This is a genomic window from Hwanghaeella grinnelliae (assembly GCF_004005845.1).
GTDB lineage: Bacteria > Pseudomonadota > Alphaproteobacteria > UBA8366 > Aestuariispiraceae > Hwanghaeella > Hwanghaeella grinnelliae.
The window spans coordinates 1,614,319-1,637,667 of the sequence record NZ_SADE01000001.1 but is presented as its reverse complement, the minus strand read 5'-3'; the positions used below and the strand labels follow the sequence as shown (position 1 = coordinate 1,637,667).

The window sequence follows — 23,349 nt, the reverse complement described above, 5'->3', positions numbered from 1 at the left end:
GATGTCGTCGAACAATCCCCGCAACCAAGCGAGAAGCATCGCGGCAATCATGGCGAACGCGCGCAACTTCATGCAGCCCGCCGCCGGGCGCATGCTGGAATGCGCGATGCTCAACGACGAGGCGGCATCGAACGCACCGCCGCTCGTCTTCCTGCATGAAGGTTTGGGCTCAGTGGCAATGTGGCGTGACTTTCCGGCCGCCGTATCTGCCGCCACCGATCGTCGGGCTCTGGTCTATTCCCGCTATGGATACGGCCAATCCGATATTCTGCAGGAACCGTTCGACACCGCCTATATGCATGACGAGGGCACCGTTGCCCTGCCCGGCTTGCTCGACGCGCTGAGCATGGAAAATCCCATCCTGATCGGGCATAGCGACGGCGCTTCCATCGCCCTGCTCCATGCCGGTCTTTCCGGCCGGAAAATTGCCGGTCTGGTTCTGATGGCGCCACATGTCTTCGTGGAACAGATTTCGGTGAATTCCATCGCAAAGATCGCGGCGTTGTTCGACGAATCCGACATGGCTGAAAAATTGGGCCGCTATCATCGCGACTCCCGCCGTACTTTCCGCGGCTGGAACGACATATGGCTGCACCCCGCCTTTCGGGACTGGAATATTGAAAACTGCCTGCCGGTGATAGACTGCCCTGTCCTGGTCATTCAGGGTGAAGACGACGAATACGGCAGCGCCGAGCAGATCGTAGCCGTCGAACAAGGCGTGTCAGGTCCATGCACGACATTGATGCTTCCGAATTGCGGGCATTCGCCGCACCGTGACCAGCGAGACCAGGTACTAGACGCCATCGGCGAATTCGTCGGACGGCTGTGAGGGGAAAACAATGACGCATATGCGACAGGACGGGATGGACTATCTGGACATTCCGCCACCCGAACACGGAGAGATCGTGGAGGTCGCGCCCGGCGTTCATTGGATCCGCATGCCGCTGCCGATGGCGCTCGATCATATCAACCTTTGGCTTCTTGAGGATTTCGATCCGGAAGACGGCACGCCGACCTGGACGATCATCGATACAGGCATGGCGAGCAACCTGACCAAGGATCTTTGGAACAAGATTTTCGAAGGCCCCGCCGCCGGTCGCCGGCCGGCGCAATTGATCTGCACCCATTATCACCCGGATCACTTCGGCCTTGCCGGCTGGTTGGTGGATACCTTTGGCCTGACATTCCGGATGACGGACCGCGAATGGACGACCGCGACGCTGTTATGGCGCGTCACCGGGGAGGAATTCGCCACTAGTCAGGACAGATTCCTTGCCCGGCACAGCGTGCCCCGGGAAATCCGGGATTTTCACCTCAAGCGCGGGAACGCTTACAACATGGGCGTCGGCCGCCCACCGGAAATGTTCCTGCCGATCGATGACGGCGATATCCTGCCGATTGGCGGGCGTGACTGGCGTGTCATCACGGTCGGCGGTCACACGCCGGCACAGGCCATCCTGTATTGCGCGCAAACCAATGTCCTCATCTCCGGCGACCAAATTCTGCCGCAGATCAGCCCGATCGTTTCCGTCTGGTGGTACCGCAGCGGCGTGTCGCCGTTGCCCGATTTCCTGGCCAGCATCAGCAAATGCCGCTCCCTGCCCGCTGACGCCCTTGTTCTGCCGTCGCACAGGCAGCCCTTCAGAAGCCTGCACCGGCGCATCGACGAATTACTGGACCATCACCGCGACCGATTGCAGGAGTTGCGGGACGGCCTGCGCGAAACCGGGGCTTTGACCACCTTGCAGGCGAAAAAGATCCTGTTTCCCAGGATTGAAGAAGCGGGGAACTTCGTCTTCGCCATCGGCGAGACCGTCGCCCATTTGGAGCATCTTGTTCGAAGCGGTGAAATGACAATCGAAACGCAGTCCGACGGCACCGTGCTTTACGGGCAGAAGCGTCACGCCAGAACCATCGGAATCGAAGATGAGGCGGTGCAGGAATTGCACTTCTAGGGAACAGGAACAGGCCTGGAACCGAGGAACAAGACGATGCGGATGGAAGCAGATCAACTGTTACCGAGCTTGCGGAGCAAGCCGATCAGTTGCGTCTTCTCCCGCTTCGTCAGCGATTTGGCGATTTCCTGCTCATGCTGATCGACCAAGTCCTCCATTCGGCCGACCGTACTGGCGCCATCGAAGGTCAGATGAACCGAATGGGCGCGCCCATCGTTTCGGGACTGCCGCCGTTCGATCAAACCGAGTTTGCTGAGCCTGTTGAGGATCGGCACCAATGTCGACCGATCGATACCGACCGCGGCTGCCAACCGACTTTGGTTCAGGCCGGGATTGTCACGCACAAGAACCAGGATGCGGAAAAGCCCCGGCGTAATCGTCGCAAGCACGGGGTCGCCGCTGACCTTCAGCGTTTCCCGGAAATGATCGAAAACCCGCAACTGCGCAAGGCGCAGATTATATCCGATCAGGTCCGGCATATTGCCCAGACTGATGCGGACGATGCCGTCGCTATCCACCATGCCGCCGCCGACTGCGATACCGGCCAAAAGTCGGTCAGACTTCCCTGCCGCCGGACCTTGGTGGTCGCGACCCGACTCGCTCGCTTCCGCCCCCTCCGCGCCCGCGCTTGGCGTGTCGTCATGCAATCCATTGCCGCGCGATCCGTCTCCGCGCGATCTGTTTCCGGGCGATCCATTTCCCTTTTGCGCACTGGCCATCAAACTTTCCCCCGAACCCACCGCTTAATTCCCGGACGCCGGATCGAGGACCGAGAGGTTCCTGGCCGTCTCTACCAGCATCGGCAATATCTCGCCTTCCGGGTCCGTGACCGCCGTCGTACGCCCGACCAGGGTCACCGCCACTTCCACATCCCCTTGCCAGTTCAGAACCGGCGCGGAAGCAGCATAAAGGCCCGGAATGTATTCGCCATCCGCACAGGCATAACCAATTCGTCTGATCTCCCCGCGCATTGCGTCAAGCCGGCCGTATTCACCGTCACCGGTCACTGCGCCGCTGGCTGCACCGATCCCGGAAGACAGGAAGGCCTTTACCGACCCTTCGGGAAGATAAGACGCGAAGATCCGGCCTGTCGCGGATCTGAACAGGTCCATCACCGAGCCCAGACCAAGTGCGGTCGTCAATGCGTCGGTGCCGCGTTCCCACCGGACCAGCGTTGGCCCGTAATTGCCCCAAACCGCAATCGTGCCGGTTACCCCTGTGCGCGCGACGAGTTCTTCCGTCGCCGACACCGCCCGGTTGACGAAATCGTTTCGGTTGAGCGCGGCCAGCCCTACCGCAAGGGCCCGCGGTCCAAGATCATAAGCGCCAGACCGACGCGGTTGGTCCAGAAACCCCGCCGAGACCAGGCTGGAAACATATCGGTGAAGCTTGCTGGCCGGCATGCCCAGGTTATCACCCAATTGCGTCAGGGTCAGGGGGCCCTGCGCCGCGACGAAGGCCTCCAACACCGACAGGCCGATGTCAAAAGACTGAATGCCACGCCGCGTGCCGTTCCGTTCCGGCCCGCCTTTTTCCATTTCCATTCCGTTCGCCCCGCAATGTGTTCCCTGCCTTCTTGCGCATATCGTTATGTGCGTATCCCTGATGGCTCAAGCATCCAGACGGTTTCTCGTACGAATTGCCTTGGTTGTTTTGGTGAATTGCATATCCGTGAATTTATTGTATATAACGGAAAAATAAAAACCTGGGTAAACCGGGTACGGAATGCCAACCGGATTTGGAGAGGGAGCGACCCATGCGGATCACCGTCCTAGGCGGCGGGCCGGCCGGCCTGTATTCAGCCACCCTGCTGAAACGTGACAACCCTGCGGCAACAGTCACCGTTTACGAACAAAATCCACGGGACGTAACCTGGGGTTTCGGCGTGGTATTTTCCGACCGCGCCCTGTCCTTCCTGGAAGCGGATGATCCCGATACCTACCGCGCCTTCGCCGGACAATTGGAAACCTGGCAAGACATCACCATCGACTTGATGGGCGACAAGACAGCCATAGACGGTGTCGGCTTTGCCGCGGTTGCCCGCCTGAAACTAATCCAAATTCTCACCCAACGCGCCGAAGACGTTGGCGTAGAATTGAAATTCGGCAGCGCACCGGATGCCTATACGGTCGATGCGGAAAGCGCAGACCTGGTCATCGCCGCGGATGGAGTCAATTCCGTCATCCGCAACGGCGACCCGGAAGGTTTCGGCGCCAGCGTCGACAACCTGACCAACCGGTTTGCCTGGTACGGCACGACCAAAACCTTCCCGACCCTGACTCAGACCTTCAGACGATCGGAATGGGGCCCGTTCAACGCGCACCACTACCGCTATGCGCCGAATATGAGCACCTTCATCGTGGAGACGACAGAAGAAGTTTGGAGGAATGCCGGCTTGGACCAAGCCGGCGATGACGAAAGCCGCGAGATATGCGAAGCCGTCTTCGCCGACGTCCTGGACGGCCACCCGCTGATTTCCAATAAATCGATCTGGCGCGTCTTCCCCAAGGTCTGGAACGAGACATGGTATAGTGGAAACAAGGTGCTGATCGGCGATGCCCTGCATACTGCGCATTTTTCCATCGGTTCGGGCACACGCCTGGCGATGGAAGATGCAATTTCCCTCGCCAAATCGATCCGCGAGAACCCAAGCGATATGCAGGCGGCGTTGCAGGCCTATCAGGACGACCGCAAACCGATTGTCGCGAAACTGGTCCGCGCCGCTGAGGAGAGTGCCAATTGGTACGAGCAGTTCGTCGCCCATATGGAGATGCCGCCACTGGACTTCGCTCATGGCTACATCAAACGTGCCGGACGGATGGATGACGACAAACTGCGTGCCAATGCACCGAAATTCATGGCGCAATACGACGCGGCCAAGAAAAGGGTTGCGGGATGAACGAGATGACGTTGCAAGAATCCGTTCAGATCAAGGACCTCGTCCCGCGCGATGGCGAAGCGGCACGGGAAATCGGCTTCACAGTTCCTGAGGTCTATAATGCGTCCGCCATTCTGTTCGACAATATGGACAAGGGACTGGCGGACAAGGTTGCCGTCTATTCCGACGCGGGGAACATAACCTATGGCGCGCTGTGCCGGGATGCCTGCCGCTACGGCAACGCGATGCTCTCTCTCGGTCTTATGCGAGGGGATCGCGTCCTTATCGTTCTGAACGACGGTCCTGCCTATCCCGCTGCCGCCTTCGGCGCAATCCGCGCGGGGCTGGCACCGGTCTTTCTGAACACGCAGTCCCCGCCCGACCTGTTGCACTATTACGCGGAAAATTCCGGTGCGCGCGCCTGTGTCACCCAACCCGAGTTCCTAGACGCTTTCGGGTCGGAAGACTGGTCGACGACGAGTCTGGAGGCCGTGATCCTGACCGAAGGCACGGGTACAGAGACCGTTCCGGGCTTGGCTTCGGCGAACATCTCGATCCTGGGGCCGGATGCAGTGACCGGCGCATCCGACCAACTGGACGCCGCCGATACCGGCCGCGACGACATGGCGTTCTGGATGTATTCCTCCGGCTCCACAGGGCGCCCGAAGGCTGTCGTTCACCTGCATCACGACATGCTCTATACGGCGATTTCCTACGCCGACCGGGTCCTCGGCATCGAGCCGGACGACATCTGCTTTTCGGTTCCGAAGATCTATTTCGCCTATGGCTTCGGCAACAGCATCACCTTCCCCTTCCATGCCGGCGCCAGCACCATGCTGTTCGCGGGCCGGCCGACGCCGGACAAGATCTTTGAACAGATCGCGCGCCACCGCCCCACACTCTTCTTCGCCCTGCCGACGGTTTATACCGCCATGATCAAGGCGCCCGAGTCGGAAGGCGCGGATCTGGCCTCGGTCCGCCGCTGCATTTCCGCCGCGGAAATCCTGTCGCAGGACGTTTTCGGTGCCTGGGAGAACCGGTTCGGTCACCGCATCATCGAGGGGCTGGGCTCCACCGAAGTGCTGCACATCTATCTGTCCAACACCATTGAGCAGCAAAAACCGGGATCGGCGGGCCAGCGCGTACCGGGTTATGAAACGAAGTTGACCGATCGGGACGGCAATCCGGTCGCGACCGGCGAGGAAGGTATCCTTTGGGTCCGCGGCGATTCAAACGCGCCCTGCTATTGGAACCGCCCGGACAAGACCGCCGAGACCATGCGCGACGGGTGGATCTGGACCGGCGACCGGTTCGTCATGGACGAGGACGGCTTCTTCTTCTTCAAAGGCCGCGCGGATGATCTGATCAAGGTCAGCGGCCAATGGGTCTATCCGCTGGAAGTGGAACTTTGCCTCAACGAACATCCAAAGGTGATGGAATGCGCGGTGATGGGCTTGCCGTTGGCGGATGGTCGCATGACACTGGCCGCCGCTATCGCCCCGATGCCGGGCATTGAGGGCGGCGACGCCCTGGGCAAGGAACTGAAAGCCTACACCCAGGACAAGCTGCTGCCCTACAAATACGCCCGCCAGGTGATCTATATGAACACCCTGCCGAAGACAGGCACCGACAAGATCGACCGGCAAGCTTGCAAGCGGGCACTTGAGGAGACCCTTCAGCAGTGACCTACACACGGCCGTCCCGTTTTCTGACAAATGCCCTGGCGGGCTTGGCCATATGCGCCGCCATGACCGCCCCCTTGTCGGTAAAGGCGGCCGATCTGACGATCCTGCATATCAACGACCACCATTCCCATCTGGCGGCGGACGGTTCGATAGACTTGATCCTGGCCGGTGAGCGGACCCGGGTTTCGGGCGGCGGGTTTCCCATGCTGGCAAACCAATTCAAGACACTTTCCGAAAGCAGGGAAAATGTCCTGAAGCTGCATGCCGGGGACGCGATGATGGGCGACCTGTTCTTCACCTTGTTCAAGGGTGAGGCCGATGCGGCCTTGATGAATTCCATATGTTTCGACGCCTTCGCGCTGGGTAATCATGAATTCGACCTGGGCGATGCGGGGTTAAAGAACTTCATCGACTTCCTCCGCAAAGGCGACTGCGGAACACCGGTCCTGGGTGCGAATGTCGTGCCGGAAGTTGGGGGATCCCCCTTGGCGCCGAATAACCCCGACGACTATATCCTGCCCTACGTGATCAAACAGGTCGGGGGTGCGAAGGTCGGCATCATTGGTATCGACATCGCGTCCAAGACCAAGAATTCCTCCAGCCCCGATCCGACGACGCAATTCCTGGACGAGGCCGAAACCGCCCAAAAATACATCGACGAACTGACTGCCGCGGGCGTGGAGCGCATCGTGCTGCTGACCCATTTCGGCTATGGCAACGATATCGCGCTGGCGCAGAAGCTGAGGGGCGTCGACGTGATCGTCGGCGGCGACAGCCACACGCTGCTTGGCGAGGACTTCGACGATATTGGCTTGAACGCCAGGGGCCCCTACCCGACCGTTATTTCCGGTGACGGCGGCAACATGGTCTGCGTGGCCCATGCCTGGGAGTATGCCCGCATCCTCGGCGAGCTTGCAGTCGACTTCAACGCGGACGGCACGGTCGCCGCCTGTTCGGGCAAGCCTCATTTGCAGCTGGCCGACAGTTTCAAACGGAAAAATGCGGACGGCGAGCGGGTTGAATTGAACGGATCGGACCGCGATGCCGTCCTCGCCGCCGTCGCGGACCATCCTTATTTGACGCTGGGCAAGGAAGACGCGGCAACCAAGGCTGTCTTCGAGAGATTTGCGAAAACGGTCGACGCGCGGAAGGGTGAAATCATAGGCGAGACCAGCGATGATTTGTGCCTGGAACGCATCCCCGGTCAGGGCCGGTCGAAGGTCTGTTCGAAATCGGATACCGCCGGGCATGGGTCAGACATAACCATGCTGGTGGCTTATGCCTTCCGCGAAATGTCCAAGACCGGCGATATCGCCATTCAGAACGGCGGCGGTGTGCGTATAGACATTCCCGCCGGACCGATCAGCATCGGCACCGCCTATGAACTGCTGCCCTTCTCAAACACCCTTGTCGAATTGACCATGACCGGTGCGGAAATCCATGCGGTTCTGGAAGACGCCTTGGACTACGCGCTGCTGCCGGACGGCTCTACCGGGGCCTATCCGTATGCCGCGGGGTTGCGCTGGAATGTCGACTTGTCCGCCGGGAAAGGCAGCCGCTTCACGGATGTGGAATTCAAGGGTCCATCGGACCGGACCTGGGCGCCCCTCGACCCGTCACGATCCTACAAGGTGATCACCAACGACTATATCGGCGCCGGCCGCGACGGCTACGCCACCTTCAAGACCGTGACGGAAGACGGGCGGTCTTTGAACACCTATCTGGACTACGCGCAAAGTTTCGTCGATTTCGTGAAGCAGCGCGGCACCGTCGGGAAACTGCCGGTCGAAGACTATTCAACCCAATCCATCGAGAAATAGGGAAGCAGGGATGAGCACCGAAAAAGCGATACCCGACGACCGCAAGGCCTTCTATGACGAGATCCGCCCGCACAACATGGCGCCGCTATGGGAAGTCTTGCACGCCCTTGTCGCCAAGGAACCGGTCAGCCCGGTCCAGACCGTCCGGTGGCGGTATGACGACGTGCGCTCATACGTCATGGCATCGGCTGACCTGATCACCGCGAAGGAAGCGGAACGCCGGGTCTTGATACTGGAAAACCCGGGCCTGCCGGGGCAATCGGCGGTCACGCAATCGCTCTATGCCGGCCTGCAATTGATCATGCCGGGGGAGATCGCGCCCTGCCACCGTCATACGCAATGCGCCCTGCGCTTCGTGATGGAAGGCGATGGCGCCTATACCGCCGTGGACGGCGAACGCGCGATCATGAAGGAATGGGACCTGATCCTGACGCCAAGTTGGCAGTGGCACGACCACGGCAACGAAAGCGACGGCCCGATGGTCTGGCTGGACGGATTGGACATTCCGACGATCCGCTTCTTCGACGCCAGTTTCGCCCAACAAGGCAATGACGAATACCAATTGGACCGCCGCCCGCCGGGCGACAGCCGGAAGCGCTTCGGTTCCAACATGCTGCCGGTCGGGTTCGAGGCGCCGTCGAAATCCTCCCCCGTCTTCCATTACCCCTATGCGGAATACCGCGAGGCCTTGGAACAGATGCGGGGCGGCACTGAATGGGACCCGAATCTGGGCTTGAAGCTTCAGTTCATCAATCCGGCCGACGGCGGCCCGGTCATGCCGACCATCGCCGCCTTCGTGCAAATGCTGCCGAAGGGCTTCAAGACCGCGGGCTACAAGGCGACGGACTCGATGGTCGTCACCGTCGTGGAAGGAACCGGCAAGGTCGCCATCGGCGATGTCACCTATGACTTGAAACCGCGTGACATCTTCGTCATTCCAAGCTGGCATCGCCATGCATTCGAAGCCCAGGACGACCTTGTCTTGTTTGTCTATTCGGACAAAGGCATGCAGGAAAAACTTGGCATCTGGAACGAACAACGGGACAGCGCCTGAGACTGATCTTACCTTTGGCCGGCCTGGTATATGTCAGCCAATCAACAACACGCCAAAACCGAGGAAATCGATAATGCAATTCTGCTTCGACCCGCCCGCCACCACCGCCGTTCCGATCCGCGGCACCGATGAATTCTTCCCCGTCGGGGAAATCTATTGCGTGGGGCGCAATTACTGGGAACACCGCAAGGAAATGGGTTTTGGCGAAGACCGCGACCCGCCGTTCTTCTTCAAGAAGGGACGCTATTCCATCGTCAATTGCCCGGATGGCGAAACCGTTCCCCTGCCCTACCCGCCGCAGACCAGCAATTTCCATCACGAAATCGAACTGGTCGTGGCCATCGGCAAGGAAGGCTTCGAAATCCCACAGGAAGAAACCGCCAGCTATATCTACGGTTATGCAGTCGGCTTGGACATGACCCGGCGCGACTTGCAGATCAAGATGCGTGAAAAGGGCCGCCCCTGGGACAACGGCAAGAACTTCCAATACGGCGCGCCGATCGGCGCCATCACCAAGGCCGACGGCGGTGCTGCGATGAACAAGGGCCGCATCTGGGTCTCGGTCAATGACGAGATGAAACAGGATGCCGACTTGGCCGAAATGATCTGGAATGTCGAAGAAACGATCGCCGATCTTTCCAAGTTTCACCGCCTCTATCCGGGCGACCTGATCTACACGGGAACGCCGGCCGGTGTCGGCCCTGTGGTATCCGGCGACACCCTGAAAGGCGGCGTCGATGGATTGGGGGAAATCTCGGTCCGCTACACAGATTAGGAAGACGCAAGGCATAAGGAAAACTGCCGTTTCCTAATGTAATGCTCGGCAAAGCGAATGCTTCACATGGGAATATTTTATATATAAAGTTTCCATGAATCGCGGGCTGGAAGTACCGGCGTTAATGCGCCATTCTGGCCCGTGAAGAAGCGTTCCTAAGAACCGAGAATAAGATGGCCGCAAAGGCTGCGGGAACAGGGTCATTAACTAAACAGATTGCGCTCTGGCATCTGGGAGAAAGCATATGAAGAAGAGTTTTATTAGCGCGGCCTTGGCCGCCACGATGATGGCAACGCCGGTCCTTGCGGACAGCGTAAAGGTCGGATTCGTGACCACGTTGACGACGCCGGCTGCGGTCATCGGCAACGACATGAAAAATGCCGCGGAGCTCGCTGTTGAGCATATGGGCGGCAAGATGGGTAACCTCGACCTTGAAGTCATCTTCGAAGACGATGGTTTCAAACCGGAAATCGGCAAGCAGAAAACCGAAAAACTGGTGAAGCAGGACGAAGTCGACTTCGTGACCGGCTTCATCTGGAGCCACGTGCTGCTGGCCTCGTCCCGCGCGGCGCTCGGCGCCGACACGTTCCTGATCTCCGCCAATGCGGGCCCGTCCCAATTGGCCGGCAACCGCTGCGACAAGAACTTCTTCTCCGTCTCGTGGCAAAACGACCAGACGCCGATGGCGCTGGGTGAAGTGCTGAACCAGAACGGTGTGAAATCAGTCTATATCATGGCCCCGAACTATGCCGCGGGTAAGGACATGGCCGCGGGCGTGGAACGCACCTTCAAGGGCGAAATCAAGGGCAAGGACCTGACCAAATGGGGTAAGGACGCGCAGCTCGACTTCTCCGCCGAATTGGCAAAGGCAAAGGCATCCGGCGCGGAAGCGATCTGGGTCTTCTATCCGGGAAAAGCCGGCGGCGCTTTCATCAAACAGTTCGAACAAGCCGGACTGGCCGACAGCATGAAGCTCTACACCGTCTTCACCGTCGACGCGCTGTCACTGCCGCGACTGCAGGAAGGTGGACTGACCGGGGTTTTGGGCTCCTTCGCCACGCAGACCTGGTCGCCGGACCTGGACACGCCGGAGAACAAGAAGTTCGTCAGCGACTTCAAAGCGAAATACGGCACCTACCCGTCCTTCTACGGCGCGCAGGCCTATGACGCGATGTTCTTCATCAAACAAGCGGTCGAAAAAGTCGGCGGGAATCTCACCGATAAGGACGCGCTGCGCAAGGCGATGAAAGAAACCACCTATCTGCCCACACGTGGCAACATCAAGATCGGCAACAACCACTTCCCGATTTCGAACCTGTATCTGCGCGAAACCGTCGCTGATGCGGACGGCAATTGGACGACTAAGATCGTCTCCACCGTCTATGACATGCACCAGGACGTCTATGCGTCCGAATGCAAAATGTAGTCGCTTCGCGATCGTGATAGAAGGCGGCGGCGGCCTTACAGCCCCGCCGCTTTCCTTGACGGTCGCCGCGGATGAGTATTCCGCCGACCCCGCCCCTTCCCAAAGAACGAGCCGGTATTTGAGCCCGAAATGGATGCATCCCTAGTCATAACCCAATTGCTGAACGGCATGCAGCTCGGCGTGCTGCTGTTCTTGGTCTGCGCGGGCCTTACGCTCGTGTTCGGTATCATGGATTTCATCAACCTTGCCCATGGCTCGTTCTATATGATCGGCGCCTATATGTGCGGCACGGTCACGATGATCACCGACAGCTTCCTGATCGGCGTCCTTCTTGGCATACCCTTGACGCTTGCGGTCGGGTATCTGACGGAATTGACGGTGGTGCGGCGATTGTATCAACGCGACCATCTCGACCATGTGTTGGCGACATTCGGCCTGATCCTGATTTTCGATACCGGCGTCCACCTGATCTGGGGTGCCGGCGGCATGGCAATCCCGCTGCCGCAATGGCTGGACAGCCAGATCCGCCCGGCCGAAGACATCGTCATTCCAACCTACCGGGTTGCGATCATTGTGGTCGGCCTGGCCGTGGCCGGCGGCCTCTACTATGTCGTTACGAAAACGCGTGTCGGCATGCTGATCCGTGCGGGCGCCTCAAACCGCACGATGGTCGAAGCGCTCGGCGTGGACATCAAAAAGCTGTTCACCTTGGTCTTCGCGGCCGGCGCCGCCATCGCGGGCGTCGCGGGGATGATGATTTCCCCGATCACCGAGGCCAGCATCGGCATGGGGAACGAAATCATCATCGTCGCCTTCGTCGTTATCATCATCGGCGGCATCGGCTCAATCAAAGGCGCCTTCGTCGGTGCGCTGATCGTCGGCCTGATCGACACGCTGGGACGGTCTTATCTGGACCAGTTCCTGAAGTTGTTCATGGGTGCTGAAAATGCGGAGACGGCGGCGCCAGCCATCTCCGCCATGCTTGTCTATATCCTGATGGCGATCGTCCTGGCCGTGCGTCCGCAAGGCCTTTTCCCGCCCAAAGTTCGATAAACGGTCCGTCCATCATGTCATCTCGTCCTAATTCCATTTTCTCCGCACCGCGCTGGCTCATCATCGGCGTTGTCGTCATGGTGCTGTTGGCCTTCGCCCCACCAATTATCGAAGCGCTGGACCAAGCATTCTGGCTGGACGTTTTCACCCGCATGTTGATCCTGTCGATCGCGGCGGCCAGCCTTAACCTGATCCTGGGTTTCGGCGGCATGGTCAGTTTCGGGCATGCGGCTTTCCTGGGGATCGGCGCCTATGCGGTCGGCATTCCCGCCTATTACGACGAATACAGCGGCTTCCTGCATATTCTGTTGGCCGTCGCCTGTGCGGCCCTTTACGCCCTGATCACCGGCGCGATCAGTCTGCGGACCAAGGGCGTGCACTTCATCATGATCACCATGGCCTTCGGCCAAATGATGTTCTACGGCTTCGTTTCCTTGGAAGAATACGGCGGCGATGACGGCCTGATCATTTATGAGCGCAGTAATTTCGGCGACCTGATCGATATGTATGACGACACGACATTCTATTATGTCTGCCTCGTCTCGCTGGCCGTCGTGCTATTCATCGTGCATCGGTTGGTCAATTCGCGCTTCGGCATGGTGGTCAAAGGGTCGAAGTCCAACGAACGCAGAATGGGCGCGCTGGGCTTCCCGACCTATCGCTACCGGTTGACCGCCTATGTCATTTCCGGCGCAATCTGCGGCTATGCCGGCGCGTTGCTGGGCAACTTCACCGAATTCATCAGCCCGGAAATGATGGACTGGACCCGGTCAGGCGAGTTGATCTTCATGGTCGTCCTCGGTGGTACGGCCACCATCTTCGGCCCGGTCTACGGCGTCCTCGCCTTCCTGGTGATCGAGGAAATTTTGTCCGCCATCACGACCTATTGGCACCTGATATTCGGCTTGCTGTTGGTATTGGTGGTCCTGTTCGTCCAAGGCGGTATCGCGGGCCTTCTGCGCAGGTGGTTCTCCAAGAAGAAGGAGGCGGTGTAATGGCCTTGATGGAAGTCCGCGACCTGAACAAGAGCTTTGGTGGGGTTCACGCCACCTCCCATGTCAGTCTGGATGTCGCCGAAGGCGAGTTGCACGCCATCATCGGTCCGAACGGTGCCGGCAAGACGACGCTGATCTCACAGCTTTCGGGAGAGATGCTTCCCGATTCCGGTGAAATTCTGTTCGCCGGACGGAACATCACGAACCACCCCATGCATGCACGGTCGCATATGGGCCTGGCCCGGTCGTTTCAGATCACCAGCGTGTTCCAGGACATGACGATGCTGGAAAACGTAGCCTTGGCGATCCAGGCGCACCAGGGCCATTCCTTCCGCTTCTGGAAACCGACGGCGAAGGACAGCTCCCTGTTCGAACCGGCGATGGAATATCTGGCGCAGGTCGGTCTGAAAGATAAGGCGAACAGTCTCGCCAACGCCGTCAGCCATGGGGAACACCGGCAATTGGAAATCGCCATGGCGCTCGCCACCGATCCCAAGCTGTTGCTTCTGGACGAACCGATGGCAGGCATGGGCCAGGAAGAATCCAGCCGCATGGTGGAGATCCTGAACAAGTTCAAAGGGTCCAAGACGATGCTGCTGATCGAACATGACATGGACGCTGTCTTCGCCTTGGCGGATCGCATTTCCGTTCTGGTTTACGGCGCGATCATCGCGACCGACACACCCGACGCGATCCGTTCCAACGAAGAAGTCAAACGCGCCTATCTTGGTGAGGAGGCCGCCTGACATGCTGCGTGTCGAAGCACTGGAAACCTATTATGGCGCCAGCCAGGCCTTGTTCGGCATGGCGCTTGAAGTCAATGCGGGCGAGGTCGTCACCCTGATCGGCCGTAATGGAATGGGCAAGACGACGACCGTCCACTCGGTCATGGGCATCACCCAACCGGCCAGCGGAACCATCGAGTTCGATGGCAAAGACATGACCGGTCAGCCGTCTTACGCCATGGCGCAGGCCGGACTGGGCCTGGTGCCAGAAGGTCGGCAAGTCTTCCCCAACCTGACCGTGACGGAAAACCTGGTTGCGACCTCGGCCAATCGGACCGGACGCAAAGATCCCTGGACGCTGGACAGCATATTCACCTTCTTTCCCTCGCTGAAGGAACGCCGCAGCAGCATGGCGAACCTGCTTTCGGGCGGGGAACAACAGATGCTGGCGATCGGCCGGGCACTGATGACCAACCCCAAGCTTCTGATCCTGGACGAAGCGACCGAGGGCCTCGCGCCTCTCATTCGGCAGGATATCTGGAACGTGCTGGAACGGTTGAAACATGCGGGGCAATCGATCCTGGTGATCGACAAGAACATCGTCGACCTCGCCCGCATCGCCGACCGCCACTACATCGTGGAAAAAGGCGCCGTGGTCTGGAGCGGCGACTCCAAAACCCTGATGGCCGACGAAGCGCTGACGGAACGCTATCTGGGAGTTTAAGCGTCCTGTTGGGGTTCGGGCTACGGCGCGGGGATTGAGCCGACCACTTCCGGTTCCCGCGTGCCGTTCAACTTCAGCACCCAACCTTCCCCGGATGAGACGCCCCGCCCCGTGATTGCCGTGATCGTCACCTGATGCGTCACCATGACGATGACGTTGCCGTCCGTCGGCATGGCCGAGAACGCGTCGCGCAGCGCCTCCAGATTCTTCTCTCGGTCTTCCCGCAGCGTGAAGAAGGAGTTCAGCGGCCAGAAGGGTTCCACATCGCCCATTGCCATCAACCGGGCGGTTTCCAGGCAGCGGCACCATTGACTGGAAAGAAGACGGCTGGGCTCTATCCCCGCTTCCCGAAAGCGGTCACCCCAATCCCTGGACTGATCCCTGCCCCGGTCGTTCAGATTGCGCTGGGTTTCGCATCGGTCGACATCGAAATTCGCCGGGTCGCCGGTACCCGGCGCATAGGCATGGCGTAGCATCAGTACATGCCCCGGTGCCTTCATAAGCTCGAGGTCGGCCCAAGCCACCCCCGGCGTCACCACCGAGGCGATTATGAACACCTTCGCCGCAATCAAGGCTTTGAACGCAAGACGGATCATAACAGCCTCCTCTCGAACGGTATTCGTTCGAAAGTGGCCGCCGGATCACTTTGACCCGACTGTGCCTGACTCCGTCAGATCAGTATGTCGCTTGCGGACCGGATTTCGAGCATGGTCGGCTCGGCCTGCCCAACCGCCTCGATATCGCGCAGCGGTGTCGCCAGTTCCGGGTTCGCTTTCGTGTCCGCGCCATACAACTCGGCAAAGCCCAAGCCCGTCATTCCCGCCAGTTCATTGAGCGAAAGCTGGTATAAATGGAATTCACTAAGGTCCAAGGCTTCCAACCGGTTCAGCAAATCGGTTTGCGACAGGACGAAGGCCGAACACCGAAGCACCCCGTCCGTTCCGACATAGGCAATGACCTTCCAGAACGCATCCGGGATTTGCACGCCGCGATACTCGATGTCGTCCTCACGCAGAACGGGACCGCCAATGACGGATATTCTGAGGTCCTGAACATCCGCTTGTTCGAAGACAAGGTTCTCAAGTTTCCCCCATAACCCGCCATAGGAGGAGCGGTTGAAACGCTCGTGCTGCGGCGCGATGTTCGTGAAATAGAACGAATCCGCATTGGCCTGCCTCGCTTCGGGGACCGGCCCCCAACACAATTCTGCCCGGCGCGCCACATGACCGCGATCTACCGGATTGCGGGAATAAAGGTCTTCGCCGATCTGGTAACGGTCGTCGATGCGCGGATCGAGTTTGAAGGACTTGCTGCCGACGATGACGCGTCGGGAACCGTCTATGTTCCAAGCGGCATACCGGGCCATTCTTCTGCTCTTGCTCAAGCAAACCGAAAAATGGGTGTAGGGAATGGTTCGTCTTCCGTCGAATTCCAGGGCATCTCGGCGCTGGGCGCGGGAGAGCTCCGGTTCCGGCACAGGCACGCCCAGGAACTGCGGGTCGTATCCGGTGCGCGCCACCACCGATTCCATGTCAGGGTGAACCGTCGCCGTGGAAACAGGCGGTTCGAGTACAAAATCGAGCTTTTTCTGAACCGATAGCGGGTAGCATGCCAGGGCATGTTCGTCCGCATCACCGACCTCGCCCGCGAAATGCAAACCCGCGAAAATATCGGTCGGGCCATTGTCCCCATGGATCAGCCAGGCAGAGCCTGAATCGCCGCCCATGCTGATTTCCCCATTGCCGGGAATGTGATCCGGATCGGGGCCGATCTCGAAACAACCGATGGGCTGCGCGCCAGTCGGCGGACCATAGTCGATACGAACCATCACGTCGATCCGACGGACCCTACCCCGCGTCACCGCGGTTGTCCGGCCCGACTTGATGACCTTGTCCCCCAGCGATACGCGCGCCATCCGCTTCGGCGTGGTTCCCACATCCAGCACGGCGCGCTCGAAATCACGATGTAGAATGCGGGCCAAGGCGCAATCGCCTGCCGCCCCCAGATGGCTGCGCAGCAATATCCCCGCGGCGTTTTGATTGATGCTGTTGTCGTCATAAGGGCCGGGTTGAACGACGACATCCCCGATCCGGCCACCATTGCCGTTCAAGACGTGCCAATTTGAGAGGATACAAGGCGCACCGGTGCTGCGGTCGAAAACCACGAGCCCCAACGTGCCGGCGCTGCCCGAACGATGCGCGACGCTGACGCCCGGTACCAGCGGGTCGACACGCTGGCGCCTTTGGTTCAACTGCTCGGCATCGACCAACTTGTAGGACGGTTTGTAGGAGCGCTCCAACACGTCAGTCGAAAATGTCTTTCCATCGACTTCTATCGTCTCGGGAATGCGATTGCTGCCCAGTGATTCAATCGCGGACTCACCTTTTTGTCCGACCGTGAATTGTAGGCAGATTTCCCCATCCCCGTTCTTCAAACCGATCCCGACGGAGGTGATATTGGGGTCGTTCAGGAAATCCTCCGCTCTTGCCCTGACGAAGGCCCGCAGGGCCTGTTCGTCCGCCGCTTTGGGTTTCACGGCGCCGACCTTTTTGGCCTTCGCCTTTTTCGCCCCGGCCTTCTTGCCGCTTCTCTTTTCAGCCATGTTCAAACCCTCCTCGGAATTCCATCGACCGACCTTTTTCACGATGCGTCCATCGCCGGCCTGCCGCTCAACATATCATATTACCGCCCTCTTATGACAGTCGTACGATTATCGCTAATCCCAATACAATCAGCAGATCTTACCAACCCCGATATCCCGCCAAATCACCGCGTAGAAGCGTGGGGAGGCAGTGCCTATTTTTCCTGCCGTCACGCCTCGCTGCTCCCGAGGCCGTGTTCGATTCCCCCTGTAAATGTTGGTGAGATCTGGCATTGTCAGACAACTGATTGGGAGGAAAAAACATGCAAACATCCGAGTATAAAAGCAGCGACTATTGGCGGGACGGTTTTGCCTTTCCGATCGACGTTCTGACCGCGGAAGAGGCGCAAAGCATCAGGGCTGAGCTTGAAGCAATAGAGGCATCGCCGCCTGCGGACCTTACCCGCCCTCTGGCGAAATACTTGCGCACCAATGTGCATATCGTCCTGCCCACCGTTGCAAAACTTGCGCGGCACCCGAAGATCGTCGACATCGTAAAACAGACCCTGGGCCCGGATCTGCTGTGCTGGGGGGCGGAGTTTTTCACCAAGGAAGCCCATACGAACAAGGTCGTAACCTGGCACCAGGACCTGACCTACTGGGGGATCGGTCACGGCGACCAGGAAGTCACGGCGTGGATCGCGCTTTCCCCCGCCACGGAAGCGTCCGGCTGCATGAAATTCGTTCCGGGGTCCCATACGAACGAGATCCTGCCGCATGTGGACACGTTCGATGAAAACAATCTGCTGTCACGGGGACAGGAAATGGCCGTCAAGGTGGACGAAGCGGACGCAGTCCCCGTCGTGCTGATGCCGGGCCAGATGTCCCTGCACCACGGGCGGATGTTCCATGCATCCGGCCCGAATGTCTCGGACGACCGCCGCATGGGCCTCGTCATCCGCTATATCACGCCGGAGATGAAGCAACAGAATGCCGGCCGCGATTATGCAATGCCGATTTGCGGCGACGATCCATACCGGCATTTCGAGTATATTCCGGATCCGGAAAGCGCCTTTTCACCGGCGTCACTGGCCCTATACGACGAGGTAATGGCCGAACACGCGAAAATCATGACGCAGGGTGCGGAAAAAACGGTTGCCATTTATAGCTGAAATCGACTGGCATTCCCCACTCCGGCGTCATATTCATAACACAGTTGGACACAGGCACATACATTGTGCCTTCAATAACTTTCGTGCATTAGAGTGGCCTTAGCGGAGCCACGCGCCCTATGACGGCAAATCGCCTGGCCAATATGCGGAGATCACTGTAATAAAACCTATACACGTTTACCGATTACTCCCGTTCTAGGATTTGTTCATGACGACCGACAACAAGGCTCCAAAGACAATCGGCTTCATCGGGTTAGGAGTCATGGGGGAGCCGATGTGCCGTAATCTGGCCGTCCGCCGTAACGATATCGGTGCCCCGCGCATGATCGCCTACGACTTGGACAACGACCGGTTGAAACGGGTGACCGCGCAAGGGGTCGAGGCCGCGTTATCGCTGGCCGAATTGGCCAACCAGTCGGATTTGATCCTGATGTCGCTTCCCGGCGGGAAACAGGTCGAAGAGACCTGCAATGCAGCCAACGGGGTATTTGCGCATGTAAAGTCCGGGGCCACCATCATCGACCTCGGCACCACGCCGGTAGACCTGACGCGGTCACTTGCGGAAAAGTTCGCCTCGAAAAACGTGGGATACATGGACGCGCCGGTCGCCCGCACTAGGCAAGCGGCTGAACAGGGCACCTTGGCCATCAGTGTCGGCGGCGCTGAGGATGTGTTCGCGAAGGTTGAGCCGATCCTGAACTGCTTCGCGACGGATATCACCTATTGCGGCGGTTCGGGTTCCGGCCAGATGGTGAAAATCCTGAACAATATGATCCTGTTCGAAACGGTTGCCGCCCTGGCCGAGGCACTGAGCGTCGCCCGCAAATCGGGGATGGACGGCGAAATCCTGTTCAAGGCGCTGGCGAACGGGTCCGCGGACAGTTTCGCACTCCGCAATCACGGCATGAAAGCCCTGCTGCCCGGCGAGTTTCCGGAAAAGGCCTTCTCAACCCTGTATGCGACCAAGGATCTGGAATACGCCCTGGACTTGGCGAAAAGCGCCGGCGTGACGATGCCGGGGGCGGAAAACGTCCGCCAGCTCTTCGAAAAAGCCGCGGAACAAGGCTATGGCGAAAACTATTGGCCGGTCGTCGCGAAGGTTTTGGATAAACCGGAAGACCCTCCTCAGGAATAAGGCGTCGGCCAAGAAACAGCGATAGCCGCAGGGTCTTCCTTCCCAGCGCTTGCCTTTCAATTTTGTTCCCATTATGTTCCCATTCCTGGCACAATAAGGATGGGACACATGACGGGACGAACCGGCGTCTTCCGATCCGCCGAAGACAATCTGCCGCTTGCGGTAGGCACCATTGTCTTCACGGTCTTCGCCCTTTCCCTCGGCGACGCGGCGATCAAGCTGACAAGCGGCCATTTCGCGCTTTGGCAGGTTTTCGTCTTGCGATCAATCATCGCGGTGCCGGTTCTGCTGGCAATCCTGCGCACGACCAATCATTCGCATGGACTGCTGCCCGGCAATCCTGGTTGGGTGGCATTGCGCAGCCTGATGCTGGTCGCAATGTGGGTGTGCTACTACGCTTCCCTGCCCCATCTTCAGCTTTCCGTCGCCGCGGCTGCCTACTATACGCTGCCCTTGTTCATCACCTTGTTCGCGGCGCTGTTCACCGGCGATAGGATAACCACCTTGGGATGGGTCGCGGTAAGCGCCGGGTTTGTCGGCGTCCTGTTGATTTTACGTCCCGATGCTGACGGGTTCGGCATCCACGCCCTGTTGCCCCTGGTCGCGGCCATGCTCTATGGGGGCGCCATGCTGTTGACCCGAACGAAATGCCGCGCGGAAAACCCACTCGTCTTGTCCCTCCACCTGAACCTCGCTTTCATTATCGTCGGACTGGCGGCAACCGCACTGACCGTAACGTGGGGAGCGTCCCCGGAAGGGGATCCGGAACCGAGCGGCCTGCTGGCCCCCTGGGCCGCGATGAACGGGCTGGATTGGCTGACCATGGGACTGCTGGCCGGGTCTATTCTGATCGGGAGTATCGGCGCCGCCGTCGCCTATCAGAACGCGCCGCCTTCCGTCATCGGCACTTTCGACTTTGCCTATGTGGCCTTTTCCACCATCTGGGGCCTGCTTTGGTTCGGCGAGGTGCCAGGAACGCTCTCCCTGGCAGGCATCGCGTTGATCGTCCTCGCGGGGATCGTCTCCGTCAGGCAAACGCCGAAATCGAAATCCGCAGCGTCACACTCCAGGTAACGCGGAACGGGTACCGCCTTAAAAGGGGATTTTCTGCCCGTCCCAGGCGAACAGGCTGCCGCTTTGCCGCGCGTCGATGCCGTCGAGCACACCAAGCATGGCGCGCGCCGAATAGTCGGGCGTGAAAAGCTTTTCTGACGGGACCCCACGCTGAAACGGTTTCGACAGCCCGGTATCCACGGTGCCCGGATGCAGCCCGACGCAGAGCGCAGATGGATTTTTACGAGCCAGTTCGATCGCGCAGGTCTTGATCACTTGATTCAGAGCCGCCTTGGAGGCGCGATAGCTGTACCAACCGCCTAGCTGGTTATCCGATATGCTGCCAACCCTGGCGGAAATCGCGGAAAAGGCGGCCCGCCTTTTCTTGTCCAAGCGCGGCAGAAAGTGTTTCGCGACCAGCGCCGGGCCGATGGTGTTTATCGCGTAAGAGGCCGCCATCGCGGATGGATTCAGCGCCCTCCAGGATTTCTCAGGAGAAAGGTCGCGCGCGTCGTCATGCAGCAAACCGGTCGCCATGAAGACGAGATGCAGCGGCTGTTCAGCAGTCCCCGCCGCAGCTTGTTCTATGCTTGTTTCGGACTGGATATCGATGTGGCCTGTTCGGATTTTGGCACCGTCCAACCCCCCGCTGGACCGGGAATAGGCATACACCACCTCAACGTCAGGGTCGGCCGCAAGCAGTTCCACCACAGCGGCGCCGATGCCGCCGTTTGCCCCGATGACGGCGGCCCTGATTCCAACGCCGAAACTCGGCAACAGGCCGCTCATATCGGCCACCTCCGTCCCGTTCCGCGCCGGCGGGTTACTCCTCCCAGGCGGGGGCGATGGTCCGGCGCTTTCCATCCGGTGTACGCGGCGTATCCGGTTCTAGATCTATCCGATCCCAAAGCTTACAGGTGACCATCTTGTGTTTCTGGTCCAGGCCTTCGCAGTAATTCGTGTATTCGCAGACCCGGACTTCGTTGCCCCGCCCCAGACGGACCTTCCGAAACCAGACCGGATCGGCCAGCGCCTGGCGCGCGGACCCGATCACATCTGCCTTGCCGGCTTGCAGAATGTCTTCCGCCTGCCGGAAACCATGAATACCGCCGGTCACGATGACCGGCGTTTCGAAACCCGCCGCCCGGACCGCGTCGCGAACCGCGGCGGTCGGCTCGATATTCCGACCGAACGGTCCGAATGCGTCTGAGATATATTGCGGCATGCACTCATAGCCGCTGCGCCCGGTATACGGATAGGCCGCCTGCCCCACGCCGGGCTGCTTCGCATCGTCGAACTTACCGCCGCGCGAGGTCGACAAGAAATCCATCCCGGCCCGCGCAAACTCGGTCCCGAAGTAAGCCGCATCTTCGACAGTGCCACCACCATCGATGCATTCGTCCGCCAGAAACCGGCAACCGACGGGATAGTCTTCCCCGACGGCGTCCCGCACGGCACGGAACACCTCCAACGGCAGGCGCACTCGGTTTTCCCGCGATCCCCCGTAACCGTCTTCCCGCGTGTTCTTCGCGGACAGGAACGAAGCCATCGTATAGGCATGGGCATAGTGCAGTTCGACACCGTCGATATCGGCCGCCTTGGCGCGTTGCGCGGCCAGCGCGAACAGGTCCGGCAAAACAGTAGGCAGATCCGCGATATGCGGCAGGTCCATGTCGGTCACCCGCTCGCGATAGCCCATGCGCAGGGATTCCCGCGTCCGTTCGTCCAAAACCGCATCCAGGTCTTCGTCCGGCATTTCCAGCAGGTGATCCCGAACCTTGTCATCAGGCCATTCCGAACCGCCGATGCGCGACCGCAGGTCGTCGGTCACGGCCAGGAAGCGCCGGATGAATTTCTCCTTATCGGGCCTCCGCTTGATGGCCAGGAAATCGATCAACTGGATGAACAACTTCGTTTCCCCGTTGCTCGCCTCGCGGACCCGGCTCGACAACTCCTTCAGTCCGGGGATGAACCGATCATGACCGATGCGCAGCAGCGGACCGGACGGAACGTCACGGATGCCCGTCGCTTCGAGGACAAGACCGCCGGGCCTGCCCTTCGCCATCGCCTCGTACCAGTCCAAAACGTCGCGCGTGACCTCACCTTCATTGGTTGCGCGCCATGGCACCATGGCCGGGATCCAGGTTCGTGTTTCCAAGGCAAAACAGCCATGCCTGATCGGCGAAAACAGCAGGGAGCCAGCCGCTTCGGCTTCGGTCGGCGACGGGCCGGGATCGGCCTGGAATTGGATTTTCTGAGGAGGTTTCCACATAGCGCACCATTTACTTTATATATAAAATATTTATAGATGAAATTGT

21 protein-coding genes are annotated in these 23,349 nt (G+C 59.5%); 15 read left to right on the top strand and 6 right to left on the bottom strand.

The window, feature by feature from the left end; genetic code table 11:
* Position 1: 1 nt before the first annotated feature.
* Together EOI86_RS07555 and EOI86_RS07550 are read left to right on the top strand one after the other, a co-directional pair.
* Positions 2–829 (top strand): alpha/beta fold hydrolase, encoded by an 828-nt coding sequence (locus EOI86_RS07555; RefSeq protein WP_127764475.1) that lies wholly within the window; start codon positions 2–4, stop codon positions 827–829.
* Positions 830–839: 10 nt separating this feature from the next.
* Positions 840–1,955, top strand: coding sequence for an MBL fold metallo-hydrolase (locus tag EOI86_RS07550; protein WP_127764474.1), 1,116 nt, complete (start codon positions 840–842; stop codon positions 1,953–1,955).
* Between the two features lie 53 nt (positions 1,956–2,008).
* Here the strand turns inward: EOI86_RS07550 and EOI86_RS07545 are convergent, their stop codons facing one another.
* A complete protein-coding gene (locus EOI86_RS07545) occupies positions 2,009–2,674 on the bottom strand; it encodes a MarR family winged helix-turn-helix transcriptional regulator (RefSeq protein WP_127764473.1) in 666 nt (221 codons plus the stop codon).
* Between the two features lie 24 nt (positions 2,675–2,698).
* The gene (locus EOI86_RS07540) at positions 2,699–3,499 is read right to left on the bottom strand and encodes an IclR family transcriptional regulator (protein WP_127764472.1); all 801 of its coding nucleotides are present in this window, start codon (positions 3,497–3,499) and stop codon (positions 2,699–2,701) included.
* 212 nt (positions 3,500–3,711) lie between these two features.
* Between EOI86_RS07540 and EOI86_RS07535 the strand changes: the two genes are divergently transcribed.
* From EOI86_RS07535 to EOI86_RS07490, 10 genes are all read left to right on the top strand, one after another.
* Positions 3,712–4,854, top strand: coding sequence for an FAD-dependent monooxygenase (locus EOI86_RS07535; RefSeq protein WP_127764471.1), 1,143 nt, complete (start codon positions 3,712–3,714; stop codon positions 4,852–4,854).
* Between the two features lie 5 nt (positions 4,855–4,859).
* Positions 4,860–6,518, top strand: a complete 1,659-nt coding sequence (locus tag EOI86_RS07530; RefSeq protein ID WP_127764470.1) for a benzoate-CoA ligase family protein — start codon at positions 4,860–4,862, stop codon at positions 6,516–6,518.
* Positions 6,515–8,338 (top strand): NAD nucleotidase, encoded by a 1,824-nt coding sequence (gene nadN / locus EOI86_RS07525; protein WP_205032096.1) that lies wholly within the window; start codon positions 6,515–6,517, stop codon positions 8,336–8,338. The genes EOI86_RS07530 and nadN overlap by 4 nt, the downstream gene beginning before the upstream one ends.
* 10 nt (positions 8,339–8,348) lie before the next feature.
* Positions 8,349–9,392 carry a gentisate 1,2-dioxygenase gene (gene gtdA, locus EOI86_RS07520; RefSeq protein WP_127764469.1) on the top strand — a complete coding sequence of 348 codons (1,044 nt, stop codon included), beginning with the start codon at positions 8,349–8,351 and terminating at the stop codon, positions 9,390–9,392.
* 73 nt (positions 9,393–9,465) lie between these two features.
* A complete protein-coding gene (locus EOI86_RS07515; RefSeq protein WP_127764468.1) occupies positions 9,466–10,167 on the top strand; it encodes a fumarylacetoacetate hydrolase family protein in 702 nt (233 codons plus the stop codon).
* Between the two features lie 244 nt (positions 10,168–10,411).
* Positions 10,412–11,593, top strand: a complete 1,182-nt coding sequence (locus tag EOI86_RS07510; protein ID WP_127764467.1) for an ABC transporter substrate-binding protein — start codon at positions 10,412–10,414, stop codon at positions 11,591–11,593.
* A gap of 129 nt (positions 11,594–11,722) precedes the next feature.
* Complete coding sequence (locus EOI86_RS07505; RefSeq protein ID WP_127764466.1) at positions 11,723–12,646, top strand: branched-chain amino acid ABC transporter permease; 924 nt, start codon at positions 11,723–11,725, stop codon at positions 12,644–12,646.
* Positions 12,647–12,660: 14 nt separating this feature from the next.
* Complete coding sequence (locus tag EOI86_RS07500) at positions 12,661–13,641, top strand: branched-chain amino acid ABC transporter permease (RefSeq protein ID WP_205032095.1); 981 nt, start codon at positions 12,661–12,663, stop codon at positions 13,639–13,641.
* Positions 13,641–14,387 (top strand): ABC transporter ATP-binding protein, encoded by a 747-nt coding sequence (locus EOI86_RS07495; RefSeq protein ID WP_127764465.1) that lies wholly within the window; start codon positions 13,641–13,643, stop codon positions 14,385–14,387. Before EOI86_RS07500 ends, EOI86_RS07495 begins: the two co-directional genes overlap by 1 nt.
* 1 nt (position 14,388) lies before the next feature.
* A complete protein-coding gene (locus tag EOI86_RS07490) occupies positions 14,389–15,090 on the top strand; it encodes an ABC transporter ATP-binding protein (RefSeq protein ID WP_127764464.1) in 702 nt (233 codons plus the stop codon).
* 20 nt (positions 15,091–15,110) lie between these two features.
* Here the strand turns inward: EOI86_RS07490 and EOI86_RS07485 are convergent, their stop codons facing one another.
* Positions 15,111–15,686, bottom strand: coding sequence for a histidine phosphatase family protein (locus EOI86_RS07485; RefSeq protein ID WP_127764463.1), 576 nt, complete (start codon positions 15,684–15,686; stop codon positions 15,111–15,113).
* Between the two features lie 74 nt (positions 15,687–15,760).
* On the bottom strand, positions 15,761–17,692 hold the full coding sequence (locus EOI86_RS07480) for a DNA/RNA non-specific endonuclease (protein WP_127764462.1): 1,932 nt from the start codon (positions 17,690–17,692) through the stop codon (positions 15,761–15,763).
* Between the two features lie 302 nt (positions 17,693–17,994).
* Between EOI86_RS07480 and EOI86_RS07475 the strand changes: the two genes are divergently transcribed.
* The 3 genes from EOI86_RS07475 (at position 17,995) to EOI86_RS07465 (ending at position 21,052) form a co-directional block, all read left to right on the top strand.
* Positions 17,995–18,843 (top strand): phytanoyl-CoA dioxygenase family protein, encoded by an 849-nt coding sequence (locus EOI86_RS07475; RefSeq protein WP_127764461.1) that lies wholly within the window; start codon positions 17,995–17,997, stop codon positions 18,841–18,843.
* A gap of 208 nt (positions 18,844–19,051) precedes the next feature.
* Positions 19,052–19,978 (top strand): NAD(P)-dependent oxidoreductase, encoded by a 927-nt coding sequence (locus EOI86_RS07470; RefSeq protein ID WP_127764460.1) that lies wholly within the window; start codon positions 19,052–19,054, stop codon positions 19,976–19,978.
* A 108-nt stretch (positions 19,979–20,086) separates the two neighbouring features.
* On the top strand, positions 20,087–21,052 hold the full coding sequence (locus EOI86_RS07465) for a DMT family transporter (protein ID WP_127764459.1): 966 nt from the start codon (positions 20,087–20,089) through the stop codon (positions 21,050–21,052).
* 18 nt (positions 21,053–21,070) lie between these two features.
* On the opposite strand, the gene EOI86_RS07460 is transcribed toward EOI86_RS07465, so the two are convergent.
* Together EOI86_RS07460 and EOI86_RS07455 are read right to left on the bottom strand one after the other, a co-directional pair.
* Positions 21,071–21,820, bottom strand: a complete 750-nt coding sequence (locus tag EOI86_RS07460) for an SDR family NAD(P)-dependent oxidoreductase (protein WP_127764458.1) — start codon at positions 21,818–21,820, stop codon at positions 21,071–21,073.
* Positions 21,821–21,854: 34 nt separating this feature from the next.
* Positions 21,855–23,303, bottom strand: coding sequence for an oxidoreductase (locus tag EOI86_RS07455; RefSeq protein WP_127764457.1), 1,449 nt, complete (start codon positions 23,301–23,303; stop codon positions 21,855–21,857).
* Positions 23,304–23,349 lie beyond the last annotated feature (46 nt).

Excerpts from the sequence above, each read along its gene's own strand:
- EOI86_RS07555 (WP_127764475.1), top strand. The coding sequence starts at position 2 with ATGTCGTCGAACAATCCCCGCAACCAAGCGAGAAGCATCGCGGCAATC.
- EOI86_RS07550 (WP_127764474.1), top strand. The coding sequence starts at position 840 with ATGACGCATATGCGACAGGACGGGATGGACTATCTGGACATTCCGCCA.
- EOI86_RS07545 (WP_127764473.1), bottom strand. The coding sequence starts at position 2,674 with ATGGCCAGTGCGCAAAAGGGAAATGGATCGCCCGGAAACAGATCGCGC.
- EOI86_RS07540 (WP_127764472.1), bottom strand. The coding sequence starts at position 3,499 with ATGGAAATGGAAAAAGGCGGGCCGGAACGGAACGGCACGCGGCGTGGC.
- EOI86_RS07535 (WP_127764471.1), top strand. The coding sequence starts at position 3,712 with ATGCGGATCACCGTCCTAGGCGGCGGGCCGGCCGGCCTGTATTCAGCC.
- EOI86_RS07530 (WP_127764470.1), top strand. The coding sequence starts at position 4,860 with ATGACGTTGCAAGAATCCGTTCAGATCAAGGACCTCGTCCCGCGCGAT.
- gtdA (WP_127764469.1), top strand. The coding sequence starts at position 8,349 with ATGAGCACCGAAAAAGCGATACCCGACGACCGCAAGGCCTTCTATGAC.
- EOI86_RS07515 (WP_127764468.1), top strand. The coding sequence starts at position 9,466 with ATGCAATTCTGCTTCGACCCGCCCGCCACCACCGCCGTTCCGATCCGC.
- EOI86_RS07510 (WP_127764467.1), top strand. The coding sequence starts at position 10,412 with ATGAAGAAGAGTTTTATTAGCGCGGCCTTGGCCGCCACGATGATGGCA.
- EOI86_RS07505 (WP_127764466.1), top strand. The coding sequence starts at position 11,723 with ATGGATGCATCCCTAGTCATAACCCAATTGCTGAACGGCATGCAGCTC.
- EOI86_RS07500 (WP_205032095.1), top strand. The coding sequence starts at position 12,661 with ATGTCATCTCGTCCTAATTCCATTTTCTCCGCACCGCGCTGGCTCATC.
- EOI86_RS07495 (WP_127764465.1), top strand. The coding sequence starts at position 13,641 with ATGGCCTTGATGGAAGTCCGCGACCTGAACAAGAGCTTTGGTGGGGTT.
- EOI86_RS07490 (WP_127764464.1), top strand. The coding sequence starts at position 14,389 with ATGCTGCGTGTCGAAGCACTGGAAACCTATTATGGCGCCAGCCAGGCC.
- EOI86_RS07485 (WP_127764463.1), bottom strand. The coding sequence starts at position 15,686 with ATGATCCGTCTTGCGTTCAAAGCCTTGATTGCGGCGAAGGTGTTCATA.
- EOI86_RS07480 (WP_127764462.1), bottom strand. The coding sequence starts at position 17,692 with ATGGCTGAAAAGAGAAGCGGCAAGAAGGCCGGGGCGAAAAAGGCGAAG.
- EOI86_RS07475 (WP_127764461.1), top strand. The coding sequence starts at position 17,995 with ATGCAAACATCCGAGTATAAAAGCAGCGACTATTGGCGGGACGGTTTT.
- EOI86_RS07470 (WP_127764460.1), top strand. The coding sequence starts at position 19,052 with ATGACGACCGACAACAAGGCTCCAAAGACAATCGGCTTCATCGGGTTA.
- EOI86_RS07465 (WP_127764459.1), top strand. The coding sequence starts at position 20,087 with ATGACGGGACGAACCGGCGTCTTCCGATCCGCCGAAGACAATCTGCCG.
- EOI86_RS07460 (WP_127764458.1), bottom strand. The coding sequence starts at position 21,820 with ATGAGCGGCCTGTTGCCGAGTTTCGGCGTTGGAATCAGGGCCGCCGTC.
- EOI86_RS07455 (WP_127764457.1), bottom strand. The coding sequence starts at position 23,303 with ATGTGGAAACCTCCTCAGAAAATCCAATTCCAGGCCGATCCCGGCCCG.